Source organism: Streptacidiphilus sp. PAMC 29251, from assembly GCF_054208735.2.
In genome coordinates this window covers 5,793,190-5,813,386 of the sequence record NZ_CM135725.2, presented here as the reverse complement: position 1 = coordinate 5,813,386, position 20,197 = coordinate 5,793,190, and the positions used below count along the sequence as shown (strand labels likewise).

The following is a 20,197-nucleotide window of genomic DNA, read 5'->3' as shown; positions in this document are numbered from 1 at the left end:
AGAAGGTCCGATATCTCGATACGGTAGGCAGCTCGGGCCTACCGATTGGTAGGCCCGAGCCCGGTAGGAGGGACGCATGAACGATGAGTGCCAACCCTTCGTCGCCGACTGCGCGGTGCGCCTGGCGACCGACCTGCTCGCCCACACCTGGGACCCGGTTGTGCTGATGGCGCTGCGCGCGGGCAGACGCCGCCGCATCGACCTCTTGGGCGACCTCGTAGGCATCAGTGACAAGGTTCTGTCCCAGACGCTGCGCCGCTTGGCCGCCCACGGCCTGATCACGCGGATCACCACGACGACCGATCGCACTGTGGCCTACGAACTGTCCGCCCTCGGCGAGAGCCTGGCCAACGGACCACTGGCAGCCCTCGGCCACTGGGCAGTCGAACACGCCGATCAGGTCCTCATGGCCCAGCAGCAGACCGACAAGCCACGGGCTTCAGAGCGGTAGCACCCGTGCGGGTCTCCGCTGCTCAGGCTCTGAGGAGCGGAGACCCGGCAGTTGGGCGCACGAGGCGCACACGTACTCTCTGGGGATGCACCGTCGGCGCCACCGGACCGCAGCAGATCGCACGGGCCTAGCGCCTCCCGCGGTGGGCACGAGTTGCGGGCCGTCTTCGAGGCGAGTTGGCGGGCTTGCCTCCGGTGCTGGGCGCAGGATCTCCTGGAGCACCGCCCGGCTGAACCGATCCCCCACCACCGCCCTGCCGAGGAGCAGTACACCCGTGGACAAGACCATCACCTACCTTGAGATGACGGCACCCTCTGACCTGCAGGCATCGCGACCCGTAGCCGGGCTGGCGCTGCAGCGTCTGGAGGCCGGCTCTCCTCTGATTCCGGACATCCAGGCGAGAATCGGAGCACCCTTCGGGTGGAGAAGCGCGGCACGTACGGAATCCGAATGGGCGACCTGGCTCGCGCACCCGCTGCGGCAGTACTGGCTCATCACCCACCACGGCGCCCCGGCCGGAATCCTCAACCTTGAACCCCAGCCCGACGGGGATGTGGAGATCACCACCTTCGGTCTGCTGCCCGAACACCATGGGCACGGCCTGGGCGGCGCAGCCCTGAACCTCGCCGTCCGACAGGCCTGGGCCACCACGCTCGCAGGGGAGGGCGAGGCCGTGCGTCGTGTCTGGCTCCACACCTCCTCCCTCGACCACCCCAACGCACTGACGAACTATCAGCGCCGCGGTTTCCGGATCTGGCGCACCGAGACCCTCCCCCAGACTGACTGAGCGTCAATCCGTCCGGGAGGCGTGCAACTGTGCGGCGGCTTCAGGATGCTCGTGGACCGAGCCGATCTTGGCCACGCGGTCGTGCAGGGCTTTCTGGTCGTGCCCGGTGAGGAACCAGCCGAGAGTCACCGGAGCCCCGCAGCCGCAGCCGCAGGTCCGTGCCGAGTGCGGAGAGTCGATGTACGTCACCGGGTTGCGGACCGGCTCGATCGGCTGGGGCTTTCCGACGTACGCGTCGTGCACCGGGTGCCCGGCCTCCAGGAAACGGCCTTCAATGGCTCGGCGACCGCCGGATACCGCGACCAGGCGGTCGATCTCGATCGCCTGGCGCACAGTGCCTTGCGCGGACAGCAGGGCGTACTGCTCCCGGTTGGCCCGTTCCCCGAGAACCCAGCATCCCTGGTTGGCGCGGAACAGGGCCTCGTCGTCCATGGTCGGATCCCAGCCGACATGGTCACGGCCCAGCTGGTCCTCCTTCGGGTTGACGTAGCGCATCGCCCCGAGCGTGATGTGGATCATGGGTACCCCCCAATAGATCGACAGTCCGGGCCCCTTGCCCTGCGACTCAGTCCATCCCCGGCAGCGGTCCCGCGCCGGCCAGGGGCTTGAGCTCGGTGAGCCAGCGTGCGGAGGGGTCGTAGGCCGCGAAGAACGGTCGGCCGACGAGTTCCGCGTCGCGGGCCTGAACGTAGTGCAGCACGAATGCCTGCTGCCCGCTGACCTCGGCGACGCCGTCGACCTGCACCTTGCCCGGGGTGGCGGACATGATCGGCCCGCGTACCGTCCGGGCCAGACCGGAGACCTGGGCGTACGCCTCTCGGAAGATCTCATGTGCGCGGGCCAGCGGGACGGCGAAGTAGTCCTGCGGGCCGGTGTCGCGTTCGATGAAGAGGTAGTAGGGCACCACTCCCTGGGCGACCAGGCGTCGCCACAGCACCACCCAGTCCTCCGCACGGTCATTGATCCCCCGGATCAGCGGCGCCTGTGCGCGGATCACCGCACCCGTGCCGCGGATCCGCTCCACAGCACGCTGGGCCGCCTCCGGCTCCAGCTCCCGCGGATGCGAGTAGTGGCCCATGAAGGCGAGCGTGCGGCCACTGCGCCCCACCCGCTCGAACAGCCGCAGCAGGTCGTCGGCATCCGGGTCGGTCAGCACTCGGTGCGGCCAGTAGGACAGTGCCTTGGTGCCGATCCGGATCGACTCCAGATGCGGGACGTCGAGCAATGGTTCGACGTAGCGGGCCAGCACCGCGCTGCTCATGATCAGCGGGTCGCCGCCGGTGATCAGCACACTGGTGACCTCGGGATGGGCCAGCACATAGGCGCGCAGCGCATCCGCGTCACTGCTGGCCATGCGCAGGTCGGGCTCGCCGACGAACTGCGGCCAGCGGAAGCAGTAGGTGCAGTAGGCGTGGCAGGTCTGGCCCTGCCGAGGGAAGAACAGCACCGTCTCCGGGTACTTGTGCTGCATGCCGTGGACCGGCTCGCCGTTCAACTGGGGGGTGTTCAGCGACAACTGCTCACCGGGGTGCGGGTTCAGCCGCATCCTGACCGCGTGCGCGGCGGCCTGCAGTTCGGCGACGGAGGCCCCCCGGGTGAGCAGCCCGGCGATCCGGTTGACGTCGGAGGCGGGGAGCATGTCCGGCTGGGGGAAGACCAGCCGGTAGATCGGGTCGTCCGGGGCCGCGTCCCAGTCGATCAGCTCGTCCACCACATAGGAGTTGGTGCGGAACGGCAGCACCGTCGCGACCGCTCGGGCCCTGAGCTGATCGGCGGGATCGAGCCCGGCGCGGGCGAGCAGCCCGGCCAGCTGCGGCATGGTGATCGCCTTGAAGGTCGGTCCAGTACGGTCGCGCGAGGTCGGCACAGTGGCCAACGCTATAGCCCCAGCGGGCGCAGCCTCACAAAGACATCAACCAGCCTCCCGTATTTCTCCTGGAAGTCCGCCCCCAGCGACACCAGCAGCGACTCGTCCGCCGCGTCCACCAGTTCCAACTCGTAGACCTCGTCGTCCCTTCCGTCGATCTGGGCCCGGGGCGGCCGGTGCGGTTGCCGGGTCAGCTCGACCACGACCCGCTGATCGCAGATGTAGACGTGACCGTCCTGGCGCCGGACGTACTCCAGCTGCAGCGAGCTGCGTCCGCCCTCCTCGTGCAGCAGCACCAGACGCCGCGTCATCACCTCCTCCATCGGCCGGGCATTGGACCACAGGTCGGCAAAGCGCTCCGCGACGAAGGAGCCGAGCGGGGTAGACAGGCGCACCTCCAGTTGCTGCCCCTCCCCGGAGAGCCGGTCGACCGGGTAGAAGCTCACCATCATCCGCTCACCCCAGCGGTAGAGCTGGATCGCCGGGGCGGCACCGTAGAGCCGCACCTGGAACTGCTCCCGGCGTTCGGCGGACAGGCCCGCCCGGAGCTGGTGCAGGTCGCGCAGATTGCGCATGATCTCGCGGCGCACGTCCTCCCTGATCTCGGCGGAGCGCTGCCGGGCGGCGAGCGAGTCGGGATCGAGCAGCAGGATCCGCACCACCGCCCCGCGGTTGACCGCGGCCGTCGCGGCCCGGACGAAGCGGTCCGCGGTGCGGCCGGAGAAGAGGTAGGAGAAGGTATCGAGCACCAGTACGACGTCGGTGGCCGAGGCGACCTGCTCGCAGAAGGCCGGATAGTCCAGCCGGATGTGCTCACGTACCCGCTCCTCCTCGATCCGGGTCAGAAAAGGCTGGATGATGAGCACGGTCACGATGGCGCCCAGGAACTCCGGCGCGAGGTTGAGCAGCAGGTTGGCCCGGAAGTCGGGCAGGCCCCGGGCGTACCAGATGGTGAGCAGGCTGCACACCGCCAGCGCGCCACAGAGCAGCAGCACCCTGCGGCGCTGACCCCCGCGCCCGGACATTCCCCCACCCCGTCCCCGCAGCCCCTGTGTACACGTGTACGAGACCTAGTACCCGTGCTGATGAAGCGTCATGCGGTGGCTCGTGCACCCCTTGTCGTGGTCAGGGCAGTGACTCGGCAGCGTCCATGAGTCGGCTCTCCCAGGCCCAGGCCGCAATCTCGACCCGGTTGCGGACCTGGAGCTTGGCCTGCACGGTCGCCAGGTGGCTCTTGACCGTGCTCAGGGAGATGAACAGCGCGGCGGCGATCTCCTGGTTGGTCCGGCCCCGGGCGATGGCCCTGACCACCTCGGTCTCCCGTTTGGAGAGCGGCTGGGCCGGGTCGGGCGCCCTGCTCCGTCGGCTCGGGGCCAGGTACCGCAGCAGCCGCAGCGTGATGGAGGGGGAGATCAGGGCGTCGCCGGCCCTCGCCGCGCGGACCGCCTCCACCAGTAGGGCAGGACCGGCGTCCTTGAGGACGAAGCCGACCGCCCCGGCATGCAGCGCGCCGTGGACGTACTCGTCGAGGTCGAAGGTGGTGACGATGACCACGCGCAGCGGGTTCGCCACCGTCGGCCCTGCCAGCGCGCGGGTGACCGCGATGCCGTCCAGCTTCGGCATCCGGATGTCGACCAGGCACACGTCCGGGCGCAGCCGCCGGGCGAGGTCGATCGCCTCGGCGCCGTCCGCGGCCTCACCCACCACGGTGATGTCGTCCTGGTCGTCCAGGATGAGCCTCAGGCCGCCGCGGATCATCGCCTGGTCATCGGCGATCAGCACCTTGATGGTCACCGTGCCTCCCCCGCCGCGACTGGCACGGTGGCCAGCACCGACCAGCCCGTTCCAGGTAGGGGGCCCACGGTCAGGGTGCCGCCCAGCGCCTCGACCCGCTCGCGCATCCCGATCAGACCGAGACCGCCCTTCTGCAGGTGCTGGGACCGGGTGTGGCCGGGCGGGGCGTCGTCGGTGATCGTGACGGTGACACCAGCCGGACCCTGGGCGATGTCGACCGTGGCCGAACGGGCCTGCGAGGCGTGCCGGGCGATATTGGTCAGCGACTCCTGGACGATCCGGTAGACCGTGCTGGTCACCTCGGGCGGCCAGCTCGCCTGTTCGTCGGGCAGCCTCAACCGCACCACCGGACCGTGTCCTTCGAATCGGCGGACCAGTTCCGACAGTTGCTCCGGGCCCGGCGCGGTGGGAGAGGTGGTGGCCACGTCGTCGGTGTCGCGCAGCAGGCCGACCACCTGGCGCATCGCGGCCAGCGCCTCGCTGCCGGCCTCCTCGATGCCGGTCAGGGTGCCGCCCAGCGTCTCCGGCCGGCTTCTCGCCACGATCTGCGCGCCCTGGGCCTGCAGCACGATGCCGGTGATGTGGTGGGCGACCACGTCGTGCAGTTCCCTGGCCAGGGCCAGTCGCTCGTCCTGCCGCACGGCCGCGGCGGTCTGGCGGGCGCGGTAGTCCAGGAAGCGCAGCCCGAGGCCGACCCCGAGGGCGAGGATCCAGACCTGCGTCCCGACCCGGACCGGGGTACTGGACCGCCCTCCTCGGCCAGTCTGCCGAAGGCCATGAGCAGTAACCCGGCCGCGGCGACGCCGCCGGCCTGCCATCGGGGCAGCGCCCGGATCGCGGAGCCGCCGAGGACGAGCAGGGCCAGCACCGCGCCGGGGCCGGGTTCGCCGGGCAGGTGCGCGAGCCGGGCAATCAGCCCGGCGCTCGCCACGACCACCAGCCCGACGGCCGCCGCCCACCCCCGGTGCCGTTCGCGCGCGAGGGCGACCAGGCACACCACCAGGCCCACCCCGGCGTCGAAGGCCCAGGGGCGGCCCTGACTCACGTATTGGACGGCCATGAGGAAGAGCACCGCGGCGAACACGACCCCCAGTGTCGTGTTGGCGGCGACCCTCGGCCCCAGAACCGATCGAAGTGCGGTATTCACCCGGTTCACGCTAGGCGATCGCCTGCCGACGGCTGTACCGGCCGAAAGTACGAGCGCCGCCGACCGATCCGTACTTTCGGTCGGTGCTCCGGGAGTTGCGCACGGAGCAGGCTGAGGGCATGGCTGATCCTAACTCCGCTGCCCACCTTGTCACGGTTGTCTCGGCTATCTCGGCCCAGGCTGAGAAGACCGTACGAAGTCCCCTGCTCTACGCCTGGCTGACGGTCCAGATATTGGTCGCCCTCGCGCTCCTCTACGGCCTCTACCGGCTCGCGAGGCAGCTCCTGGAGACCCGCCGCCGCTCGCGTGACTGAACCCGGCCGACGACATGATCCGCGAACCTCGATCGAGGGAAGTCATGACACCAGTTAATCCGGTTGAGCCGGTTGAGCCGGTTAATCCGGTTGAGCCGGTTGAGCCAGTGACGCCAGTGCTCGAAGCCGTGAAGCTGAGCAAGCGGTATGGCCGCCACCAGGCCCTGACCGACTGCGACCTCAACGTCCCGCAGGGGCGGGTGATCGGCCTGGTCGGCCCCAACGGCGCCGGCAAGTCGACGCTGCTGAACATGTCCTGCGGGCTGGTCAAACCGACCTCGGGCACGATCCGGGTGCTGGGCACCGAGCCCGCCGCGAGCCCGACCCACCTGGCCAGGGTCGGCTTCGTCGCCCAGGACACCCCCGTCTACGCCGAGTTGTCCGTTGCGGACCACCTGCGGATGGGTGCCCGCCTGAACCCGGCCTGGGACAGCCCACTCGCGGAGCGGAGGATCGCCCGAATCGGACTGGACCCGAGACAGAAGGCGGGCCGCCTCTCGGGGGGCCAGCGCGCCCAACTCGCCCTGACCATAGCGGCGGCCAAGCGGCCCGAGCTGCTGATCTTCGACGAGCCCGCTGCCGCGCTCGATCCGCTGGCCCGCTCCGGCTTCCTCGACAACCTGATGGAGTTCGTCACCGAGCTGGGCGCCAGCGCCATCCTGTCCTCACACGCGCTGCCGGACGTGGAGCGGGTCTGCGACTACCTCATCGTGCTGGCTGACTCCCACGTCCAGATCGCCGGTGACGTGGTGGAGCTGCTTGGGAGCCACTACCGCCTCACCGGCGCCCGTGACGACCTCGCGGTGCTGCCCGCCGGGGTGGAGGTCGTCCACGTCGAGCACACGCGGCGGGAGAGCAGCGCGATCGTTCGCGTGGCGGGGGGCGCGCCGGTCGGCGGGCCGGTGGGCGGTGGGCTGTCGGCCGGGGGTCTGCTGGCCGGCGAGCTGGTGGCCGGGGGTCTTCCGGCCCGCGACCTGCTGGCTGGAGGCTCCTGGCGGGTGGACTCCGCCGACCTGGAGGAGCTGGTGCTGGCCTATATGGCCCGGGCGAACCGGGCCACCGATCTGACCAGCCCGATGCCTACGGAGGCGCACCGATGATCTGGATGACCTGGCGCCAGTTCCGCCTGCAGGCGATCGTGGGCTACGCCGTGCTGCTGCTGATCGCGGTCTATCTGGTCTTTCTCGGCCTGCAGATCCACGGCTCCTACCACGACAGCCTGGCTCACTGCGCGGGCCATGACACCTGCGCCGCCCTGCTGGGCAGCTTCGCCGACCAGTACGGCTCCCAGGTAGACCTGCTCGGCTACCTGCTGCTCGCCGTCCCCGGCGCCATCGGTGTGTTCTGGGGAGCGCCGCTGATCACCCGCGAATGGGAGGCCGGTACCCACCGGCTGGTGTGGAATCAGAGTGTGACCAGGCGTCAGTGGCTGGCAGCCAAGCTCGGCGTGGTCGGGCTGCTGAGCGTGGGCCTGGTCGGCTTCTACAGCCTGGCGCTGACCTGGGCTTCCGGCCCGGTCAATCGTGACCCCGCCGAGTTCCTCACCCGGCTGGAGAAGGCCGGCGGACCGGTGGACGTGGTCGTCGACCCGCTGTGGGGGCCTTACGTCCCGGCCGCCCTGGCCGCGCTACGGCCGACGGGTCGGTTGCTCAATGTCGCCCAGTGCGCCGGCGCCGAGGCCTCGGTCAACGCCGGAACGCTGCGACACGCCAGGCTCAAGGTGCTCGGCCTGAGCGGCAGTTCCCTCACCCCGGAGCAGTCCGCGGCCGCGTACGCCGCGGTGGCCGGGTATGCCGCGGAGGGACGGTTTGACCTGGCCCTGCAGGTCCACGCGCTCGAGGACGTCGCCGAGGCCTGGGCGGCGCAGGCGGGCTCGCCGGGCAGGAAACTGGTGCTGCGCCCATGAGTTGCCCATGAACGTGCGTGCGGGCATGGGCATGGGCGTAGGTGTGGGCGCGGGCGCGGGCGCGGGAAAAATCGAGTAGTGACGGACCATGCGTGGTTGGGATGCTGGGCGCCAAACGATCTCTGTCCAGGAGCAGCCCCATGAGCCCCATCGTCGAACTCGCCTGCGTCGTCATCGACTGCCAAGACCCGGCCCGCATGGCTTCGTTCTACCAGGCCGCGTCCGGAGGGGAGATCACCCGCACCGATGAGGACTCGGCCTGGGTGGCGATGGCCGGCACGACCTGGATCTTCCGCCAGGTCGAGGGGTATCAGCCTCCGACCTGGCCCTCCTCGGAGGTGCCGCTGCAGATGCACCTGGACTTCTACGTGGACGACCTCGACACGGCCGAGAAGCAGCTCCAGGCCCACGGGGCGACCACTCCCGAGCATCAGCCGAACGATCGGGCCCTGGGTCTGATCGTGATGCTGGATCCGGCAGGCCACCCGTTCTGCATCGCCACCCGCAACTGAGCAGCGCCCGAAGCAACAGCACCCCGGACAACAGCAGCCCGGACAACAGCCGGCTGAAGGAGGCGGGACCGGGGAGCAGTCAGCGCCGCCGCAGCAAGGGGTCGAGCAGGGCGGGCGGGGTGTCGGACTTCTCATGCGCGGCGAGGTCCGTGCCGGGAGCGACGATGGTGTCGATCGCGTCGAGGACGTCGGCCGGGAGCGCAGTGTCAGCGGCGGCGAGCTGCGAGCGCAGGTGGTCCATGGTGCGGGGGCCGATGATCGCGCTGGTCACGGCGGGGTGTGCGGTCACGAATCCGAGCGCGAGCTGAATCATCGTCAGACCGGCCTCGTCGGCGACCTTGGCCAACTGCTCGACGGCGTCGAGCTTGGCCCGGTTGGACGGGATGGTGGTGTCGAAGCGTTGCGGCATGAACGTGGAACGGCTGGTGGTGATGTCCTGACCCTCGCGGATCGCACCCGACAGCCAACCCGAGGCCAGTGGGCTCCACACCAGCACCCCGAGGCCGTACTCCTCGGTCACGGGCAGGACGTGGGTCTCCACGCCGCGCTGCAGGATCGAATAGCCGGGCTGTTCGATGGTGTAACGGCTCAGACGGTTCTCCCGGGCGGCCCACTGCGCCTGCACGATGCGGTAGGCCGGGAAGGTCGAGGAGCCGAAGTAGCGGATCTTTCCCGCACGCTGAAGGTTGGTCAGGGCCGACAGCGTCTCCTCGTCGCTGGTGCGCGGGTCCCACCGGTGGATCTGGTAGAGGTCGACATGGTCGACGCCGAGGCGGCGCAGACTGTTGTCCAGCTCGGTGACCAGCCAGCGGCGCGAGCTGCCCTGGTGGTTGCGCTCCTCGCCCATCGGCATGTTCGCCTTGGTGGCCAGCACGATGTCGTCGCGACGTCCGGCGATGGCCTTGCCGACCATCTCCTCGGACTGGCCGCCGCTGTACATGTCGGCGGTGTCGATCAGGTTGATCCCGGCCTCGAGAGCGCCGTCGACCATGGCGGTGGCCTCGTCCTGGGTGGTGCGTCCGATCGCGCCGAAGTTCATCGCGCCGAGCGCGAGGGAACTGACCTGCACACCGGTGCGGCCCAAAGTGCGGTACTGCATGACTGTGTCTCCTCGACTGCGGGTGAAGCGTGGCGGCAAGGTGGGGCGAGGCTTGGTGGCAGGCCCCCTGCTCTGGCATCATCAGCAAACGGAACCTTGTCCCGATTGACAATACGGAACAGAGTTCCGCTTGGCAAGCCCGGCAGCGGAAGGACGGCGGAGGGAACGGCGTGGTCAACGACAGCAGCAGTAGCGGCGGTAGCAGCAGCAGCAGTAGCGGCAGCAATGCAGGCGGGGACGCAGCGCATGCGGTCCCGCGCAAGCGGGCGGACGCCCGGCGCAATGAGGAGACTCTGCTCAACGCGGCCGCCGCGATCTTCGTCACGGCAGGCGTCGAAGCGCCGGTACGCGACATCGCGGCCAAGGCAGGGGTCGGGACCGGCACGATCTACCGCCACTTCCCGACCCGGGCGGACCTCATCATCGCCGTCTACCGGCACCAGGTCGAAGCCTGCGCCGAGGCCGGGCCGGCCCTGCTGGCGACCAGCGCGACCCCGCACGCCGCGCTGGGGCAATGGATCAACCTGTTCGTCGACTTCCTGGTCACCAAACACGGACTCGCCGCGGTGCTGCAGTCCGACGGCGCCGGCTTCGAGACGCTGCACGCCTACTTCCTGGACCGGCTCGTGCCCGTGTGCACCCAACTGCTCAACGCCGCGGCCGGCGCCGGCGAGATCCGCTCCGATGTGGAGGCCTACGAACTCATGCGCGGCGTCGGCAACCTCTGCATCGGCGCGGACAGCGATCCCCGCTACGACGCCCGTCGACTGGTCGGGCTCCTCATCGCCGGACTGCACCTACCGCGCTAGATCCGGCCGGAGGCCTGTCCGACGCTGCTCGTCCGAAGCTCTCTCCGAAGCTCTCTCCGAGGCTCTCGGGGCCGCGGAGCGGGAGGGTTCGGCTGAGCACGAGGTTGGTGGTGGTGCTGCCGAACTCGGCCAGGGCGTCGACCATTTCCTCCAGGTGGGCCGGCGAAGTGGCTGCCACCTTCAGTACGTAGCAGTCGTCCCCGGTGGTGCGAAGGCACTCCAGGATCTCCGGGCGCTCACTGAGCAGCCGACGCAGCGGCTCGTGCCGGTTGCCCGGGTACTTCAGCCGGACCACGGCCAACACCGCATACCCGGTGCGCTCCAGATTTACCTCTGCCCGGTACCCGGTGATCACCTCGGCTGCCTCCAGCCGACGCACCCGCTCCGTCGTCGCTGACGCACTCAGGTTCACCCGCCGGGCCAGCTCGGTGAACGCGATCCGGCCGTCCCGCTGGAGCTCGGCCAGGATGGCCCAGTCCGTCGCGTCAAGAGTCTCGGTCATCCGGCCAGAGTACCGGCGAATCCACGGCCGAACCGCCCCTGAACAGGCCGGAATCCCTTCTGGCGATCCATGCCGCCTGGCTAGGCTCGACGGTGTGAAGATCGGAGTCAACGTCCTCAATTTCGGCCCCGGCACCGACCCGGGTGTCCTGCGGAGCTGGGCCCAGACCGTCGAGGGCCTGGGCTTCGACCTGCTGATGGTCTCGGACCACATCGCCATCACCCCCGACGTCGCCGAGCAGTATCCGGCGCCCTTCTACGAGCCCTTCACCACCCTGTCCTGGCTGGCCGGCCTCACCACCCGGATCCGGCTCGGCACCACGGTCCTCATCGCTCCCTACCGGCACCCGCTGCTCACCGCCCGGATGGCGGCCAACCTGGATCAACTCAGCGGCGGCCGACTGGTCCTCGGCGTGGGGGTGGGCTGGGCACGGCAGGAGTTCGCCGCCCTCGGCATCCCGTTCGAACAGCGGGGCCGACTGACCGACGACCATCTCCGTGCCATGCGCACAGCCTGGGCGGACACCGCCGACTACGGAGACCGGAAGATCCCGGTGTGGATCGGCGGCAACAGCGACGCCGGGCTGCGCCGGGCGGTACGGCTCGGCGACGCCTGGCACCCGCTGCGCTGCACCATGCCGTGGCTGCGCGACGCCGCGGTCAGGCTGAAGGCCACCGCAGACGAGCAGCACCTCCCGGTACCCGCCCTGGCGCCCCGGATCGCGCTCAAGCTCACCGCGGCACCGGTCCGCGGACCGCAGCGGCTGGCCGGGGAGGGCACGATCGACCAGATCATGGACGACCTGGACCAACTGCGGCTGCTGGGCGCCGAGACCGTCGTCCTCGACCACTACGACGGCGACCCGAGCCAGACCTGCCACCCGCAGGCGGGCCGGCAGGCACTCGCCACGGTGGCCGCGCACTTCCAGCCGTCCGTCGACCCACCGACCCACCGACCCGTCGACTCAGCCGTCGTCTCAGCCGTCGACCCATCGCTCGACCTCGCCCGCCGGCTGTCCAGCCACCCACCCCGCATCAGAACGGAGCAGTCATGACCACCTCCGACGACCTCGCCCTCCTCCGGCAGGCCATCGCGCTCGCGGCCAAGGCCCGCGCGGGCGGTGACCCGCCGTTCGGGTCGCTGCTGGCTGGACCGGACGGGACGGTCCTGGCCGAGGCGCACAACACCACCCTCACCGACCGGGACGTCACCGCGCACCCGGAACTGAAGCTGGCGCGTTGGGCCGCACGGGAGTTGGACCCGGCCACGGCGGCGGAAACCACCATGTACACCAGCTGCCAGCCGTGCGGGATGTGCGAGGCAGTGATCCAGCGGGCGGGGCTGCGGCGGGTGGTGTTCGCCCTGTCCAACGAGCAACTCCTGGACATCAGGCCGGGCAGCGGCCAGCCGCCGGTGCCGCAGGAGGGTCCCGCGCTGCTGGAGGAGGTGCGGGCCGTGGTCGAGGGGTACTACCGCTGACCGGCCCCTCCCCTCCCCCTCCCCCTCGAAGCCGGCCGACTGACGGCTACCAGCGATGCCGTCAGCCGACCGGCTCCGAGGCCCGGCCCTGTCCCTTGGACCTGGCCCCTGGCCCTGGCTCGGAGGGAAGGGGAGCGGTCAGGCGTCCACGCAGTTCTGCGTGGCGCCGTAGACATAGTTCAACCAGTCGGCCAGGTCGCCGAACCAGGACGTGTAGTTGTGGGTCCCGTCGCCATAGCAGTACCGGTGGGCCACGCCCGCGTTGGTGAGGTCCTGGTCGAACTGGGCTGTGTAGGCGCCGAGGGCGAGGTCCGTTCCCGGCGTGTCATTGAGGACGCTGTACCCGCACTCCCCGTTGCCGTGGTCGGGAGCGCTCTGGTTCTCCCCGAAGACGAACCCCGGGGTGGCCGGGCCGGTCGAGGGCGTGATCCCGTCCCGGCAGCCCCCGGCGTAGATGCCCATCCTCCCGCTGTACGCGGCGTATCCCCCGGCGGCGGCCAGGTCGACCGGGTCCGCCTGTGGCCAGTCGTAGCTGACGGTGCCTGCGGCGGGCACGGTGCCGCCGAAGGAGTTCTGGGCGGGGTACCGGAGTTGCTCCCGTTGTTGGTGGTCACCGTACCGGTGTCGAACAGGGTCTTCAGCCGGTACGTCAGTTGCGCCACCGGGTCCTGGGAGATCTGCAGCGGATTGCTGTAGTAGTTCACCCGGAACTTGCCGTTGGTGGCCTCCGGGGTCAGCGAGAACGGGTCGTAGGCGGGAAAGACCGGCCCGATGGCGGCTCCCGACTGCCACATCGCGTTGTCGATGATGCTGACCTCGGTGCTGGTCGGCGGCGTCCCGCTGGGGCCTGGGTGTTGCCGGGGGTGGGGGTCACCGTCGACGTCAGATCCGTCCCGGGCGAGAAGGCACCGACCGCACCGAACAGGTCGGGTCGGTCGGCCGCGTACTTCAGTGCGCCGAAGCCGCCCAGTGAGAAGCCGGCGACGGCACGGGCCGAACGGTTGCTGACGGTGTCGAAGTGGGCGTCGATCCAGGGCAGCAGTTCGTTCAGGTGGTAGGTCTCCCACTTGGGCGCGAATCCGCCGTCGGTGGTTCCCTTCCAGTCGGTGTAGAGCCCGGAGATGCCGGCCTCGGGCATGACGATGACGCCCTGGTAGGGGTTGGCCGAACGGCCGATGACGTCCAGCATGCCGGTCTTGGTGGAACTGGACGGCACCGAGGTCGCTCCGGGCAGGTCGACGGCTGTGGCGCTCTGCCGCACCCAGTCCTGGTAGGTGCCACCGCCGCCGTGGAGCAGATACAGCGAGTCATAGCCGGCCGCCCGGGTCGGGGTGTATCCGGGCGGCAGCAGGATATTGGCCGACAGCTTCTGCGGGTTGGCGGCGGCGCCGGCGAGCGAGGTGTCCCCGGTGAACACCGCCGTCGAGGTCATGGTGACGGTCATCAGCGCCCAGCCCGGGGCGGTACCGGCGGAGGTCGTCGCCGGGCCGCAGGTCGCGCTCAGGATGTCCAGCCCGAGGGCGGGCACAGTACCCAGAGCGACACTCGGGCAGGTGACAGTGCCGACGGTGTCGGCGGCGGCCGGGGTCGGCAGGGCGGAGATGGCCGCCATCGGCAGATCGCCGCCGTGGTATCACGACCAGTCCCACTTCAACCTGGCCTTCCGGCAGATGATCGGCTGCACCCCGGGGCAGTTCCGCGCCGAGCCGGTACATTCCGATCTTCAGCAGACCGAGACGCTCTGTGATCACCGGGCGGACCTGCGCCTGTACGTCCCTCACGATTGACCGAACCAGAACCAGAACCAGAACCCGAACCAGAACCCGGACGCGCCTCTATGGCTCTCGTGCGTTCACTGCTCCAGGAGTTCAGCGAAGCGGTCCAGCGCACGATCGGAGCGGCGGCGATCGCCGGTGGTTGTGAGATCGAACAGCAGACCCCGGACGACAGCCTGGACCAACGTGGGGGTGACGGTGTCGTCAGGACCGGTGGAGACGTCGCGGAAGGTGGCACCGAGTGTGTCGAACCAGTCCGTGATCGCCTGGCCCTGGTCGGGGTAGTTCTCGGGGTGGACCAGGCCGTCGGCGTGCACCTCGAAGAACAGCCGGACGAACGGCGCACGCTCGTCCGCGCTGATCCACGCCCAGATTCCACGTAGTCGCTCCTGCACGGAGTCGGTGTCCGCCGGAAGGTGGCCGCCCAGGCGCACCGCACCTCGGCGACGGGCCTCGGCGAGGACCGCAGCGACCAACTGCTGTTTGCTGCCGAAGTCGTAGAGCAGCATCCGCGGGCTGGTGTCGAGGGCCGCGGCCAGTGGTCGCAGGCTCAGCCCGGCCAGGCCGTGCGCCAGCACGTAGTCGGTCGCCCGTGCCAGCGTACGCTCGCTCCGGGCGGGATCTGCGGGTCGCCCCACGGTGGATCCCCTTGCAGCAACTCGGAACCGGGACAGCATCGGCGAGTATATGGTACGACTGTTTCACTAACGAGGGAGGCCACCATGCAGACCTTTGAACGGGCACTCGTCCTGGGTCCCGGGAGTCATGACGGCACGGCCTGGATGGCCGGGCTGGCCCTCGGGTTGCGCCGCGACGGCGTGGATCTGGGCGAGGCCGACCTGATCGTCGGCACGTCGGCCGGCGCGATCGTCGGAGCACTGCTTGCCACTGGGCAGAACCCGGGGCGGCTCGCACGTGCGGATCGTCCGGCCGCGCATCGGATCAACGCGGACCCCGCGCGGATGCGCGAAGTGTTCGCCGTGCTCGGCGACCGGAGCCTGGAACCCGGCGAGGCCAGGCGTCGCGTCGGCCGGCTCGCGCTCGAAAGCATCAGCCCAGGAGCCGAGGAAGCGCTGCTCGCGGGGCGTGCCAGCCTGATCGGGGCCGACGCGTGGCCGGAGCGACGGCTGATGATCACCGCTGTAGACGCGACCACGGGTGAGCCCGTGGTGTGGGATCGCGACAGCGGCGTGCCGCTGGTGCACGCGGTGGCGGCGAGCAGCGCCTTCCCCGGGGCCGCACCCCCCGTTGCCATCGACGGCCGACGGTACATGGACGGCGCCCTGCGGTCCGGCCCCAACGCCGATCTCGCGGCCGGGGCCCGCACGCTGGTCGTGATCGAGCCGATGGCGCACCTGTTTCCCCGCGAGCCACTCAACCAGCAGGTGGCTGCCCTGGGCGCGGACACCGTGGTAACCATCGGCCCCGATCCAGCCTCGGTGCGCGCGTTCGGCTCGGACCCTGGCGACCTGGCAGCCTGGGAACCGGCCTACCGGGCAGGCCTTCGCCAGGCCGGCGACCTCGACGCTGGGCTCCGCCCCGCTGGACGCCTGCGCCTGAAGCGAGCTGACCGCCGATGAGATGGGACCGACCACCTGAGCACCCTGTACCGAATTGACTTCCAGCTATTCAGTGGTGAGTTGACGCACCGTCAATTGGTAGTCCTCTTGTATGAGGCCCTCCTCGTTGAGGACGAGGAAGACCCGGGCGGCGAAGCCCACGCTCCCGGGGGCGTCGCCGCCCTTGGAGATCAGCTGGATGGTGAAGACGATGACGTCGTCATGGCCGGCTGCGTCGTTCGCCGTCGCGACCGTGTACTTCCCGCTCTCCACGAACTCCTGGTAGGCCTCCGTGATACGGGCGTTGAGAGCATCGTGCCCCTTGAACCGCGCACCCTCCACGAACTCGGTGCCGTCGGCCACCCAGAGTTCGGCGACGGCCCTGCGCCGGGCCAGGGGGTCGGCTTCGCTCCACACGGCCAGGTAGCGGCCGACGACCGATTCGACGGATCGGACGGGCGCCTCGGCCGGAACTGTCTTCGTCATGGCTGTCATTCCCCTTCGTTGGCCGGCCGTTGCGGCCGGTGGTGACAACGCTCGCCACTGCCACGACGGGAGGGTCAAGCCGTGTCCCGGGGAAGACCCTCCCCCGAGGGGAGACCGCAGAATGGAGCGCGTGACCGCACACCTGTCCATCGGAGACTTCTCCCGCGCCACGCATATGACCGTCAAAACGCTGCGCCACTACCACCGGATCGGCCTGCTCGAACCCGCCGACGTGGACCCGCACACCGGCTACCGGCACTACACCGCCGAGCAGATCCCCACCGCCCGGGTGATCCGTCGCTTCCGGGATCTCGACATGCCGCTCGAGGAGATCAGGGCGGTGCTGGCCGCGCCGGACCTGCGTACCCGCAGCGAGCGGATCACCTCGCACCTGAGCCGCCTGGAGGACGAAGTCGGACGCAGACAGCGCGCTGTCGCCTCGTTGCGCGACCTCCTGGCACCCGGCGCACCCGACTCGCTGGATTCACCCGACGCCTCCGCCGGCATCGAGGTACGCAGTGTGCCGGCGTTCCCCGCAGCCGCGATCGCCGAGGTCGTCGATGCCGAGGACTCGGTGTCCTGGCTCCAGGGAGCGCTGGGCGAGCTCCGGGCGACGCTGGCGGCGCAGGAACTGCAGGTCGAAGGGCCTGCGGGCGGCATCTTCGCCGACGAGCTGTTCACCCACCACCGCGGGCGGGCGACCATCTTCGTTCCCTGTTCCGGCTCGGTGCGGCCGGTGGGACGGGTGGTCCCGTTGACAGTCCCGGCTGTCGAGTTGGCGGTCATCACACACGCAGGACCTCCCGCCGAGGTGGATCGCGCCTACGGCGCACTCGGCGCCCATGTGGCCCGGCACGCACTCGCGGTCGACGGCCCCATCCGCGAGTACTACCTGGTGGGCCGGTCGGAGACCGCGGACGCCTCGCAGTGGCGCACCGAGATCGGCTGGCCGGTCTTCCGCACCGCCGCGGGCGCTGAAGCGGCATCGGGGCCGGATCGGTGACCGGCCTGCCCAGACGGTCGCCCAGCCGGACGGTCACTGGCCCGGGTCGACGAAGCCCGGTTCAAGGAAGCCCCGCCGCCACCAGGCATACCGCCTGCGCGATCTCGGCCGGGCGGGAGCGCTTCAGCAGGAACCCGTCCGCGCCGGCCCGGCGTGCCCTACTCGCCCGGGACGCCCAACGAACTGCTCGCAGCATGTGCCCCTGCCAGCCGATCGCTGTCAGCCGTCAACTTGCAGCAGGCGCGCCACGTCCCGAGCGCAGGGACGGCATACGCCACCCCGGGCCGGCTCTGGCGACAGAAGCGGTCCGACGGGGCGGTTGCCGCAGAGCGCGCACGTCAGGCCTGCTATCCCAGAGCCATCAAGGTCGGCGAGCGTCGCCACCGGGGAGGCCGAACGGGATTCGAAGATCACGACACCATGGCGGTCTACTGCTGGGCCGGCCCGGTTCAAGGCGAGGTCCCTACCAGTGAACTCGGTCAGGAGCACCTCTGTGGACTCAGTGGGCCACCGGAGTGGGCTGAGCTCGGCATTCGGCTTTCGTCCGCCCACGAACAGCGGGAAACCGAGGTCCTCTATCGTCACCACCCGTCCGAGCCTCTCGGTGAACAACGCCGACAGCACCATCGGAATCGGAGGTCGCGGGATCTCACCGCGTTCCATCCACCGTCGGACTCTCGCCGTGTCAACGCCGATCGGGGCATGGCCCATCACGGTCGCCCGTCGGCTCACGAGTCGACCCAACTCGCCTTTGGTCCAACCGCTGAGGTCGAACAGTTCAGACAATCGAGTGTTGAGGGGACGTCGACCCGGGGCAACTGGAGCAGGTTCGATCGTCGAGCAGACGGAAACCGACGCGCCGGAAAGTTCGGAGACGGCGGAGTCACTGCTCCACGCCTCCTGCCAGAGCGCGTGAAGGTGATCCATCTCTTGATCCAGGTCCGCGTTCCGCACCCGGCGTAACAGCGCCGCCGCCACGATCATCATCGGGTCGCGTCTCGGCGCGGCCTCGTCAGCGAACAGGGCGTGCACGACGGATCGTGAGTACTCCTTGCCCGTCTCCTGCACCATCTCTCCAACCGACGGAGCCCCGGCCCTCAAGTGCAGGTTGTGCAGCGCCTGCTTGAGCCGCAGGACTGGGCCTGGTTCAAGATCTGGGATCCGCAGCCGGCCCACTCGTCCCACAGTGCGCTCCCGCTCATCCGTCGTCCGACGTTGCCGTCCCGTCGTATTCAGCTGTTCGCAGCCATTCACAGCTGTGCGTAAGCATCCCAGTTCGACAGACGACAGCGCACGCCTATCACCAAACGTCCGCGCCTGTATCCCCGGCGCAGGCGGCCAGGACCTTGAACCCATGTCTCAACTCGCCCAAAGGGCAATCGATCTACTGAGCCAGGACGTGCTCGGCGGATACCTCGCGACGGTGGGCGCCTCACTGACGCTGTGGGCCGCCCATGCGGTGCAGGCCGCCCTGCGTCGACGGATCAGACCGGAGGAGCGTTCAAGGCCGGAGCGCATCACCACTGAGCACGCGTCTGCCGAGCAGCCACAGAATCCGGACGCATGACCTCGGAAGAGAGGCCTCGCGCCGCGGCGATGCGGGGTTCAGTTCGAGGCTGTGGCGGCGGTCAGTGCCTCGCGGAGGTGGGTTTCTGCTACACCGAGGGTGAGGTCGGGGGTCAGCTCTGCTGCCAGTTGCCAGTACTGGGACATCACCGGGTGGTCCGCCGCGGCGAGGCCGGCGGTGAGGGCGCGGCGGAAGGCGGGGCTGTCGCGGGTGCCGGAGGCGCGGGCGTGGGCGGCGACGTAGCAGTCCAGGGCCTCGTCGAGGGCGGGGCCCGGCGCGGGGCGGGGGCCCGACGCCGAACGGGGGCTGGGGCCAGGGCTGGGGCTGGAGGTCGGGCCCGGGGCCTGGTCGGTGGACAGGGTGGCGGCCAGTAGCTGGTAGGCCTCGTGCAGGCCGTCGTAGAGCAGGTCGGGGTGCTCGGCGGTGATCGGCCGGTGAGAGACGAGGCAGTGGTCGGTGGCGTGCGTGGCCAGCGCGTGCAGCCGGGCGAAGGCGAGGACCTGGTCCGGGGTGGGGTCGGCCGGGAGTTGGGGGACGGCCGCCTCGGTGACCGCGGAGCGGAGGCGGGCGGAGAGGCGGACCGGCAGCAGTCGGCGCCAGTAGTGCGCGAGCGCGGACGTGCTGGGCGGGAAGCTGACCGCTCCGATCAGCTCCAGGTGTTCCGCCAACTGCTCCTGCGGACCCTCCTGGAGTGCCCGCAGGGCGGCCTCGCGCCAGCGCAGGGCCGTGAGTTGGGTGCCGAGGTCGTCCAGCCGACGGGCCACCACAGACTCCAGGGTGTCCCTGCGGTCGAGCACCCGCCCGATCTCGGGGACCGGGACGTCGAGGGAGCGCAGCGATCGGATCGTCCGCAGCCGGGCCGGCGCCTCGGGGTCGTATCGGCGGTGGCCGCCGCTGCTCCGTCCGGCTTCGGGCAGCAGGCCCTGGTCGGAGTAGAAGCGGACCGTCTTGACCGTGGTCCTGGCCTGCGCGGCAAGCTCGCCGATGCTGAGGGTGTCGTCCGCGAGCGTGTGGTCCGCGAGGGTCTCGTCCGTGGGGGCGCCGTCTGGAGGGGTCTCGTCCGTGGGGGTGCGGTCCGGGGTCAAGGGTTGAACCTCCCTCTGGGGGAGGTTCTAGGTTACCCGCGACGGCCTACCCCAC

The 20,197-nt window shown here is 70.0% G+C and carries 25 protein-coding genes and 2 pseudogenes; 13 read left to right on the top strand and 14 right to left on the bottom strand.

All coding sequences use genetic code 11. From position 1 onward, the window contains the following. Positions 1 to 76 precede the first annotated feature (76 nt). Both ACXKR8_RS27595 and ACXKR8_RS27590 read left to right on the top strand, forming a co-directional pair. Positions 77 to 451 carry a winged helix-turn-helix transcriptional regulator gene (locus ACXKR8_RS27595; protein ID WP_458267276.1) on the top strand — a complete coding sequence of 125 codons (375 nt, stop codon included), beginning with the start codon at positions 77 to 79 and terminating at the stop codon, positions 449 to 451. Positions 452 to 725: 274 nt separating this feature from the next. Further along, positions 726 to 1,238 carry a GNAT family N-acetyltransferase gene (locus ACXKR8_RS27590; RefSeq protein ID WP_458267275.1) on the top strand — a complete coding sequence of 171 codons (513 nt, stop codon included), beginning with the start codon at positions 726 to 728 and terminating at the stop codon, positions 1,236 to 1,238. Positions 1,239 to 1,241: 3 nt separating this feature from the next. On the opposite strand, the gene ACXKR8_RS27585 is transcribed toward ACXKR8_RS27590, so the two are convergent. The 5 genes from ACXKR8_RS27585 to ACXKR8_RS27565 form a co-directional block, all read right to left on the bottom strand. Beyond that, on the bottom strand, positions 1,242 to 1,757 hold the full coding sequence (locus ACXKR8_RS27585) for a hypothetical protein (RefSeq protein ID WP_458267274.1): 516 nt from the start codon (positions 1,755 to 1,757) through the stop codon (positions 1,242 to 1,244). A 46-nt stretch (positions 1,758 to 1,803) separates the two neighbouring features. Further along, complete coding sequence (locus tag ACXKR8_RS27580; RefSeq protein WP_458267273.1) at positions 1,804 to 3,105, bottom strand: KamA family radical SAM protein; 1,302 nt, start codon at positions 3,103 to 3,105, stop codon at positions 1,804 to 1,806. An 11-nt stretch (positions 3,106 to 3,116) separates the two neighbouring features. Beyond that, positions 3,117 to 4,130, bottom strand: coding sequence for a phospholipase D-like domain-containing protein (locus ACXKR8_RS27575; protein ID WP_458267272.1), 1,014 nt, complete (start codon positions 4,128 to 4,130; stop codon positions 3,117 to 3,119). A gap of 100 nt (positions 4,131 to 4,230) precedes the next feature. Beyond that, positions 4,231 to 4,863 (bottom strand): response regulator, encoded by a 633-nt coding sequence (locus ACXKR8_RS27570; RefSeq protein ID WP_458275093.1) that lies wholly within the window; start codon positions 4,861 to 4,863, stop codon positions 4,231 to 4,233. 32 nt (positions 4,864 to 4,895) lie between these two features. Beyond that, positions 4,896 to 5,717 (bottom strand): sensor histidine kinase, encoded by an 822-nt coding sequence (locus ACXKR8_RS27565; protein ID WP_462099886.1) that lies wholly within the window; start codon positions 5,715 to 5,717, stop codon positions 4,896 to 4,898. A 448-nt stretch (positions 5,718 to 6,165) separates the two neighbouring features. On the opposite strand from ACXKR8_RS27565, the gene ACXKR8_RS27560 reads away from it, so the two are divergent. The 4 genes from ACXKR8_RS27560 to ACXKR8_RS27545 all read left to right on the top strand — a co-directional run bounded on the left by ACXKR8_RS27560 (position 6,166) and on the right by ACXKR8_RS27545 (position 8,778). Then, complete coding sequence (locus ACXKR8_RS27560; protein ID WP_458267270.1) at positions 6,166 to 6,360, top strand: hypothetical protein; 195 nt, start codon at positions 6,166 to 6,168, stop codon at positions 6,358 to 6,360. Positions 6,361 to 6,476: 116 nt separating this feature from the next. Further along, complete coding sequence (locus ACXKR8_RS27555) at positions 6,477 to 7,460, top strand: ABC transporter ATP-binding protein (protein ID WP_458267269.1); 984 nt, start codon at positions 6,477 to 6,479, stop codon at positions 7,458 to 7,460. Beyond that, positions 7,457 to 8,266: a zinc-binding dehydrogenase gene (locus ACXKR8_RS27550; RefSeq protein ID WP_458267268.1), complete on the top strand. Its 810-nt coding sequence runs from the start codon at positions 7,457 to 7,459 to the stop codon at positions 8,264 to 8,266. The genes ACXKR8_RS27555 and ACXKR8_RS27550 overlap by 4 nt, the downstream gene beginning before the upstream one ends. A gap of 140 nt (positions 8,267 to 8,406) precedes the next feature. Continuing rightward, positions 8,407 to 8,778: a VOC family protein gene (locus ACXKR8_RS27545; RefSeq protein ID WP_458267267.1), complete on the top strand. Its 372-nt coding sequence runs from the start codon at positions 8,407 to 8,409 to the stop codon at positions 8,776 to 8,778. A gap of 79 nt (positions 8,779 to 8,857) precedes the next feature. On the opposite strand, the gene ACXKR8_RS27540 is transcribed toward ACXKR8_RS27545, so the two are convergent. Continuing rightward, positions 8,858 to 9,877: an aldo/keto reductase gene (locus ACXKR8_RS27540; RefSeq protein ID WP_458267266.1), complete on the bottom strand. Its 1,020-nt coding sequence runs from the start codon at positions 9,875 to 9,877 to the stop codon at positions 8,858 to 8,860. A gap of 293 nt (positions 9,878 to 10,170) precedes the next feature. On the opposite strand from ACXKR8_RS27540, the gene ACXKR8_RS27535 reads away from it, so the two are divergent. Continuing rightward, complete coding sequence (locus ACXKR8_RS27535; RefSeq protein ID WP_458275092.1) at positions 10,171 to 10,686, top strand: TetR/AcrR family transcriptional regulator; 516 nt, start codon at positions 10,171 to 10,173, stop codon at positions 10,684 to 10,686. Here ACXKR8_RS27535 and ACXKR8_RS27530 read toward each other — a convergent pair. Further along, positions 10,658 to 11,188: an Lrp/AsnC family transcriptional regulator gene (locus ACXKR8_RS27530; protein ID WP_462099885.1), complete on the bottom strand. Its 531-nt coding sequence runs from the start codon at positions 11,186 to 11,188 to the stop codon at positions 10,658 to 10,660. The genes ACXKR8_RS27535 and ACXKR8_RS27530 overlap by 29 nt on opposite strands. A gap of 94 nt (positions 11,189 to 11,282) precedes the next feature. Here ACXKR8_RS27530 and ACXKR8_RS27525 point away from each other — a divergent pair, with 94 nt between their 5' ends. Then, positions 11,283 to 12,242, top strand: a complete 960-nt coding sequence (locus ACXKR8_RS27525; RefSeq protein WP_458267264.1) for an LLM class flavin-dependent oxidoreductase — start codon at positions 11,283 to 11,285, stop codon at positions 12,240 to 12,242. Then, a complete protein-coding gene (locus ACXKR8_RS27520; RefSeq protein ID WP_458267263.1) occupies positions 12,239 to 12,667 on the top strand; it encodes a nucleoside deaminase in 429 nt (142 codons plus the stop codon). Before ACXKR8_RS27525 ends, ACXKR8_RS27520 begins: the two co-directional genes overlap by 4 nt. A gap of 138 nt (positions 12,668 to 12,805) precedes the next feature. Here ACXKR8_RS27520 and ACXKR8_RS27515 read toward each other — a convergent pair whose 3' ends face one another. Beyond that, a complete protein-coding gene (locus ACXKR8_RS27515; protein ID WP_462099884.1) occupies positions 12,806 to 13,222 on the bottom strand; it encodes a hypothetical protein in 417 nt (138 codons plus the stop codon). Positions 13,223 to 13,400: 178 nt separating this feature from the next. Next, positions 13,401 to 14,279 (bottom strand): alpha/beta hydrolase, encoded by an 879-nt coding sequence (locus ACXKR8_RS27510; RefSeq protein ID WP_462099883.1) that lies wholly within the window; start codon positions 14,277 to 14,279, stop codon positions 13,401 to 13,403. Between ACXKR8_RS27510 and ACXKR8_RS27505 the strand changes: the two genes are divergently transcribed. After that, positions 14,269 to 14,454 (top strand): helix-turn-helix transcriptional regulator, encoded by a 186-nt coding sequence (locus ACXKR8_RS27505; RefSeq protein WP_458267261.1) that lies wholly within the window; start codon positions 14,269 to 14,271, stop codon positions 14,452 to 14,454. The genes ACXKR8_RS27510 and ACXKR8_RS27505 overlap by 11 nt on opposite strands. Before the next feature lie 65 nt (positions 14,455 to 14,519). Here ACXKR8_RS27505 and ACXKR8_RS27500 read toward each other — a convergent pair whose 3' ends face one another. Next, positions 14,520 to 15,080 (bottom strand): TetR family transcriptional regulator, encoded by a 561-nt coding sequence (locus ACXKR8_RS27500; protein ID WP_458267260.1) that lies wholly within the window; start codon positions 15,078 to 15,080, stop codon positions 14,520 to 14,522. Between the two features lie 84 nt (positions 15,081 to 15,164). Here ACXKR8_RS27500 and ACXKR8_RS27495 point away from each other — a divergent pair, with 84 nt between their 5' ends. Then, on the top strand, positions 15,165 to 16,022 hold the full coding sequence (locus tag ACXKR8_RS27495) for a patatin-like phospholipase family protein (protein ID WP_458267259.1): 858 nt from the start codon (positions 15,165 to 15,167) through the stop codon (positions 16,020 to 16,022). Positions 16,023 to 16,067: 45 nt separating this feature from the next. Here the strand turns inward: ACXKR8_RS27495 and ACXKR8_RS27490 are convergent, their stop codons facing one another. Next, positions 16,068 to 16,487: a hypothetical protein gene (locus tag ACXKR8_RS27490; protein WP_458267258.1), complete on the bottom strand. Its 420-nt coding sequence runs from the start codon at positions 16,485 to 16,487 to the stop codon at positions 16,068 to 16,070. 121 nt (positions 16,488 to 16,608) lie between these two features. Between ACXKR8_RS27490 and ACXKR8_RS27485 the strand changes: the two genes are divergently transcribed. Continuing rightward, complete coding sequence (locus ACXKR8_RS27485) at positions 16,609 to 17,490, top strand: MerR family transcriptional regulator (protein WP_458267257.1); 882 nt, start codon at positions 16,609 to 16,611, stop codon at positions 17,488 to 17,490. A gap of 70 nt (positions 17,491 to 17,560) precedes the next feature. On the opposite strand, the pseudogene ACXKR8_RS27480 reads toward ACXKR8_RS27485, so the two are convergent. Together ACXKR8_RS27480 and ACXKR8_RS27475 are read right to left on the bottom strand one after the other, a co-directional pair. Further along, positions 17,561 to 17,647 (bottom strand): annotated as a pseudogene (locus tag ACXKR8_RS27480) (DNA-binding response regulator); the annotation flags it as partial. Between the two features lie 281 nt (positions 17,648 to 17,928). Then, positions 17,929 to 18,324: pseudogene (locus tag ACXKR8_RS27475) on the bottom strand (DNA-binding protein NsdB); the annotation flags it as partial. Between the two features lie 520 nt (positions 18,325 to 18,844). On the opposite strand from ACXKR8_RS27475, the gene ACXKR8_RS27470 reads away from it, so the two are divergent. Then, positions 18,845 to 19,057, top strand: coding sequence for a hypothetical protein (locus ACXKR8_RS27470; protein ID WP_458267256.1), 213 nt, complete (start codon positions 18,845 to 18,847; stop codon positions 19,055 to 19,057). Positions 19,058 to 19,095: 38 nt separating this feature from the next. On the opposite strand, the gene ACXKR8_RS27465 is transcribed toward ACXKR8_RS27470, so the two are convergent. After that, positions 19,096 to 20,142 carry a helix-turn-helix domain-containing protein gene (locus ACXKR8_RS27465; RefSeq protein ID WP_458267255.1) on the bottom strand — a complete coding sequence of 349 codons (1,047 nt, stop codon included), beginning with the start codon at positions 20,140 to 20,142 and terminating at the stop codon, positions 19,096 to 19,098. Positions 20,143 to 20,197: the final 55 nt, after the last annotated feature.

Excerpts from the sequence above, each read along its gene's own strand:
- ACXKR8_RS27520 (WP_458267263.1), top strand. The coding sequence starts at position 12,239 with ATGACCACCTCCGACGACCTCGCCCTCCTCCGGCAGGCCATCGCGCTC.
- ACXKR8_RS27550 (WP_458267268.1), top strand. The coding sequence starts at position 7,457 with ATGATCTGGATGACCTGGCGCCAGTTCCGCCTGCAGGCGATCGTGGGC.
- ACXKR8_RS27490 (WP_458267258.1), bottom strand. The coding sequence starts at position 16,487 with ATGACGAAGACAGTTCCGGCCGAGGCGCCCGTCCGATCCGTCGAATCG.
- ACXKR8_RS27585 (WP_458267274.1), bottom strand. The coding sequence starts at position 1,757 with ATGATCCACATCACGCTCGGGGCGATGCGCTACGTCAACCCGAAGGAG.
- ACXKR8_RS27540 (WP_458267266.1), bottom strand. The coding sequence starts at position 9,877 with ATGCAGTACCGCACTTTGGGCCGCACCGGTGTGCAGGTCAGTTCCCTC.
- ACXKR8_RS27495 (WP_458267259.1), top strand. The coding sequence starts at position 15,165 with ATGCAGACCTTTGAACGGGCACTCGTCCTGGGTCCCGGGAGTCATGAC.
- ACXKR8_RS27560 (WP_458267270.1), top strand. The coding sequence starts at position 6,166 with ATGGCTGATCCTAACTCCGCTGCCCACCTTGTCACGGTTGTCTCGGCT.
- ACXKR8_RS27485 (WP_458267257.1), top strand. The coding sequence starts at position 16,609 with ATGGAGCGCGTGACCGCACACCTGTCCATCGGAGACTTCTCCCGCGCC.
- ACXKR8_RS27505 (WP_458267261.1), top strand. The coding sequence starts at position 14,269 with ATGGCCGCCATCGGCAGATCGCCGCCGTGGTATCACGACCAGTCCCAC.
- ACXKR8_RS27530 (WP_462099885.1), bottom strand. The coding sequence starts at position 11,188 with ATGACCGAGACTCTTGACGCGACGGACTGGGCCATCCTGGCCGAGCTC.
- ACXKR8_RS27595 (WP_458267276.1), top strand. The coding sequence starts at position 77 with ATGAACGATGAGTGCCAACCCTTCGTCGCCGACTGCGCGGTGCGCCTG.
- ACXKR8_RS27570 (WP_458275093.1), bottom strand. The coding sequence starts at position 4,863 with ATGATCCGCGGCGGCCTGAGGCTCATCCTGGACGACCAGGACGACATC.
- ACXKR8_RS27575 (WP_458267272.1), bottom strand. The coding sequence starts at position 4,130 with ATGTCCGGGCGCGGGGGTCAGCGCCGCAGGGTGCTGCTGCTCTGTGGC.
- ACXKR8_RS27545 (WP_458267267.1), top strand. The coding sequence starts at position 8,407 with ATGAGCCCCATCGTCGAACTCGCCTGCGTCGTCATCGACTGCCAAGAC.
- ACXKR8_RS27565 (WP_462099886.1), bottom strand. The coding sequence starts at position 5,717 with ATGGCAGGCCGGCGGCGTCGCCGCGGCCGGGTTACTGCTCATGGCCTT.
- ACXKR8_RS27470 (WP_458267256.1), top strand. The coding sequence starts at position 18,845 with ATGTCTCAACTCGCCCAAAGGGCAATCGATCTACTGAGCCAGGACGTG.
- ACXKR8_RS27510 (WP_462099883.1), bottom strand. The coding sequence starts at position 14,279 with ATGGCGGCCATCTCCGCCCTGCCGACCCCGGCCGCCGCCGACACCGTC.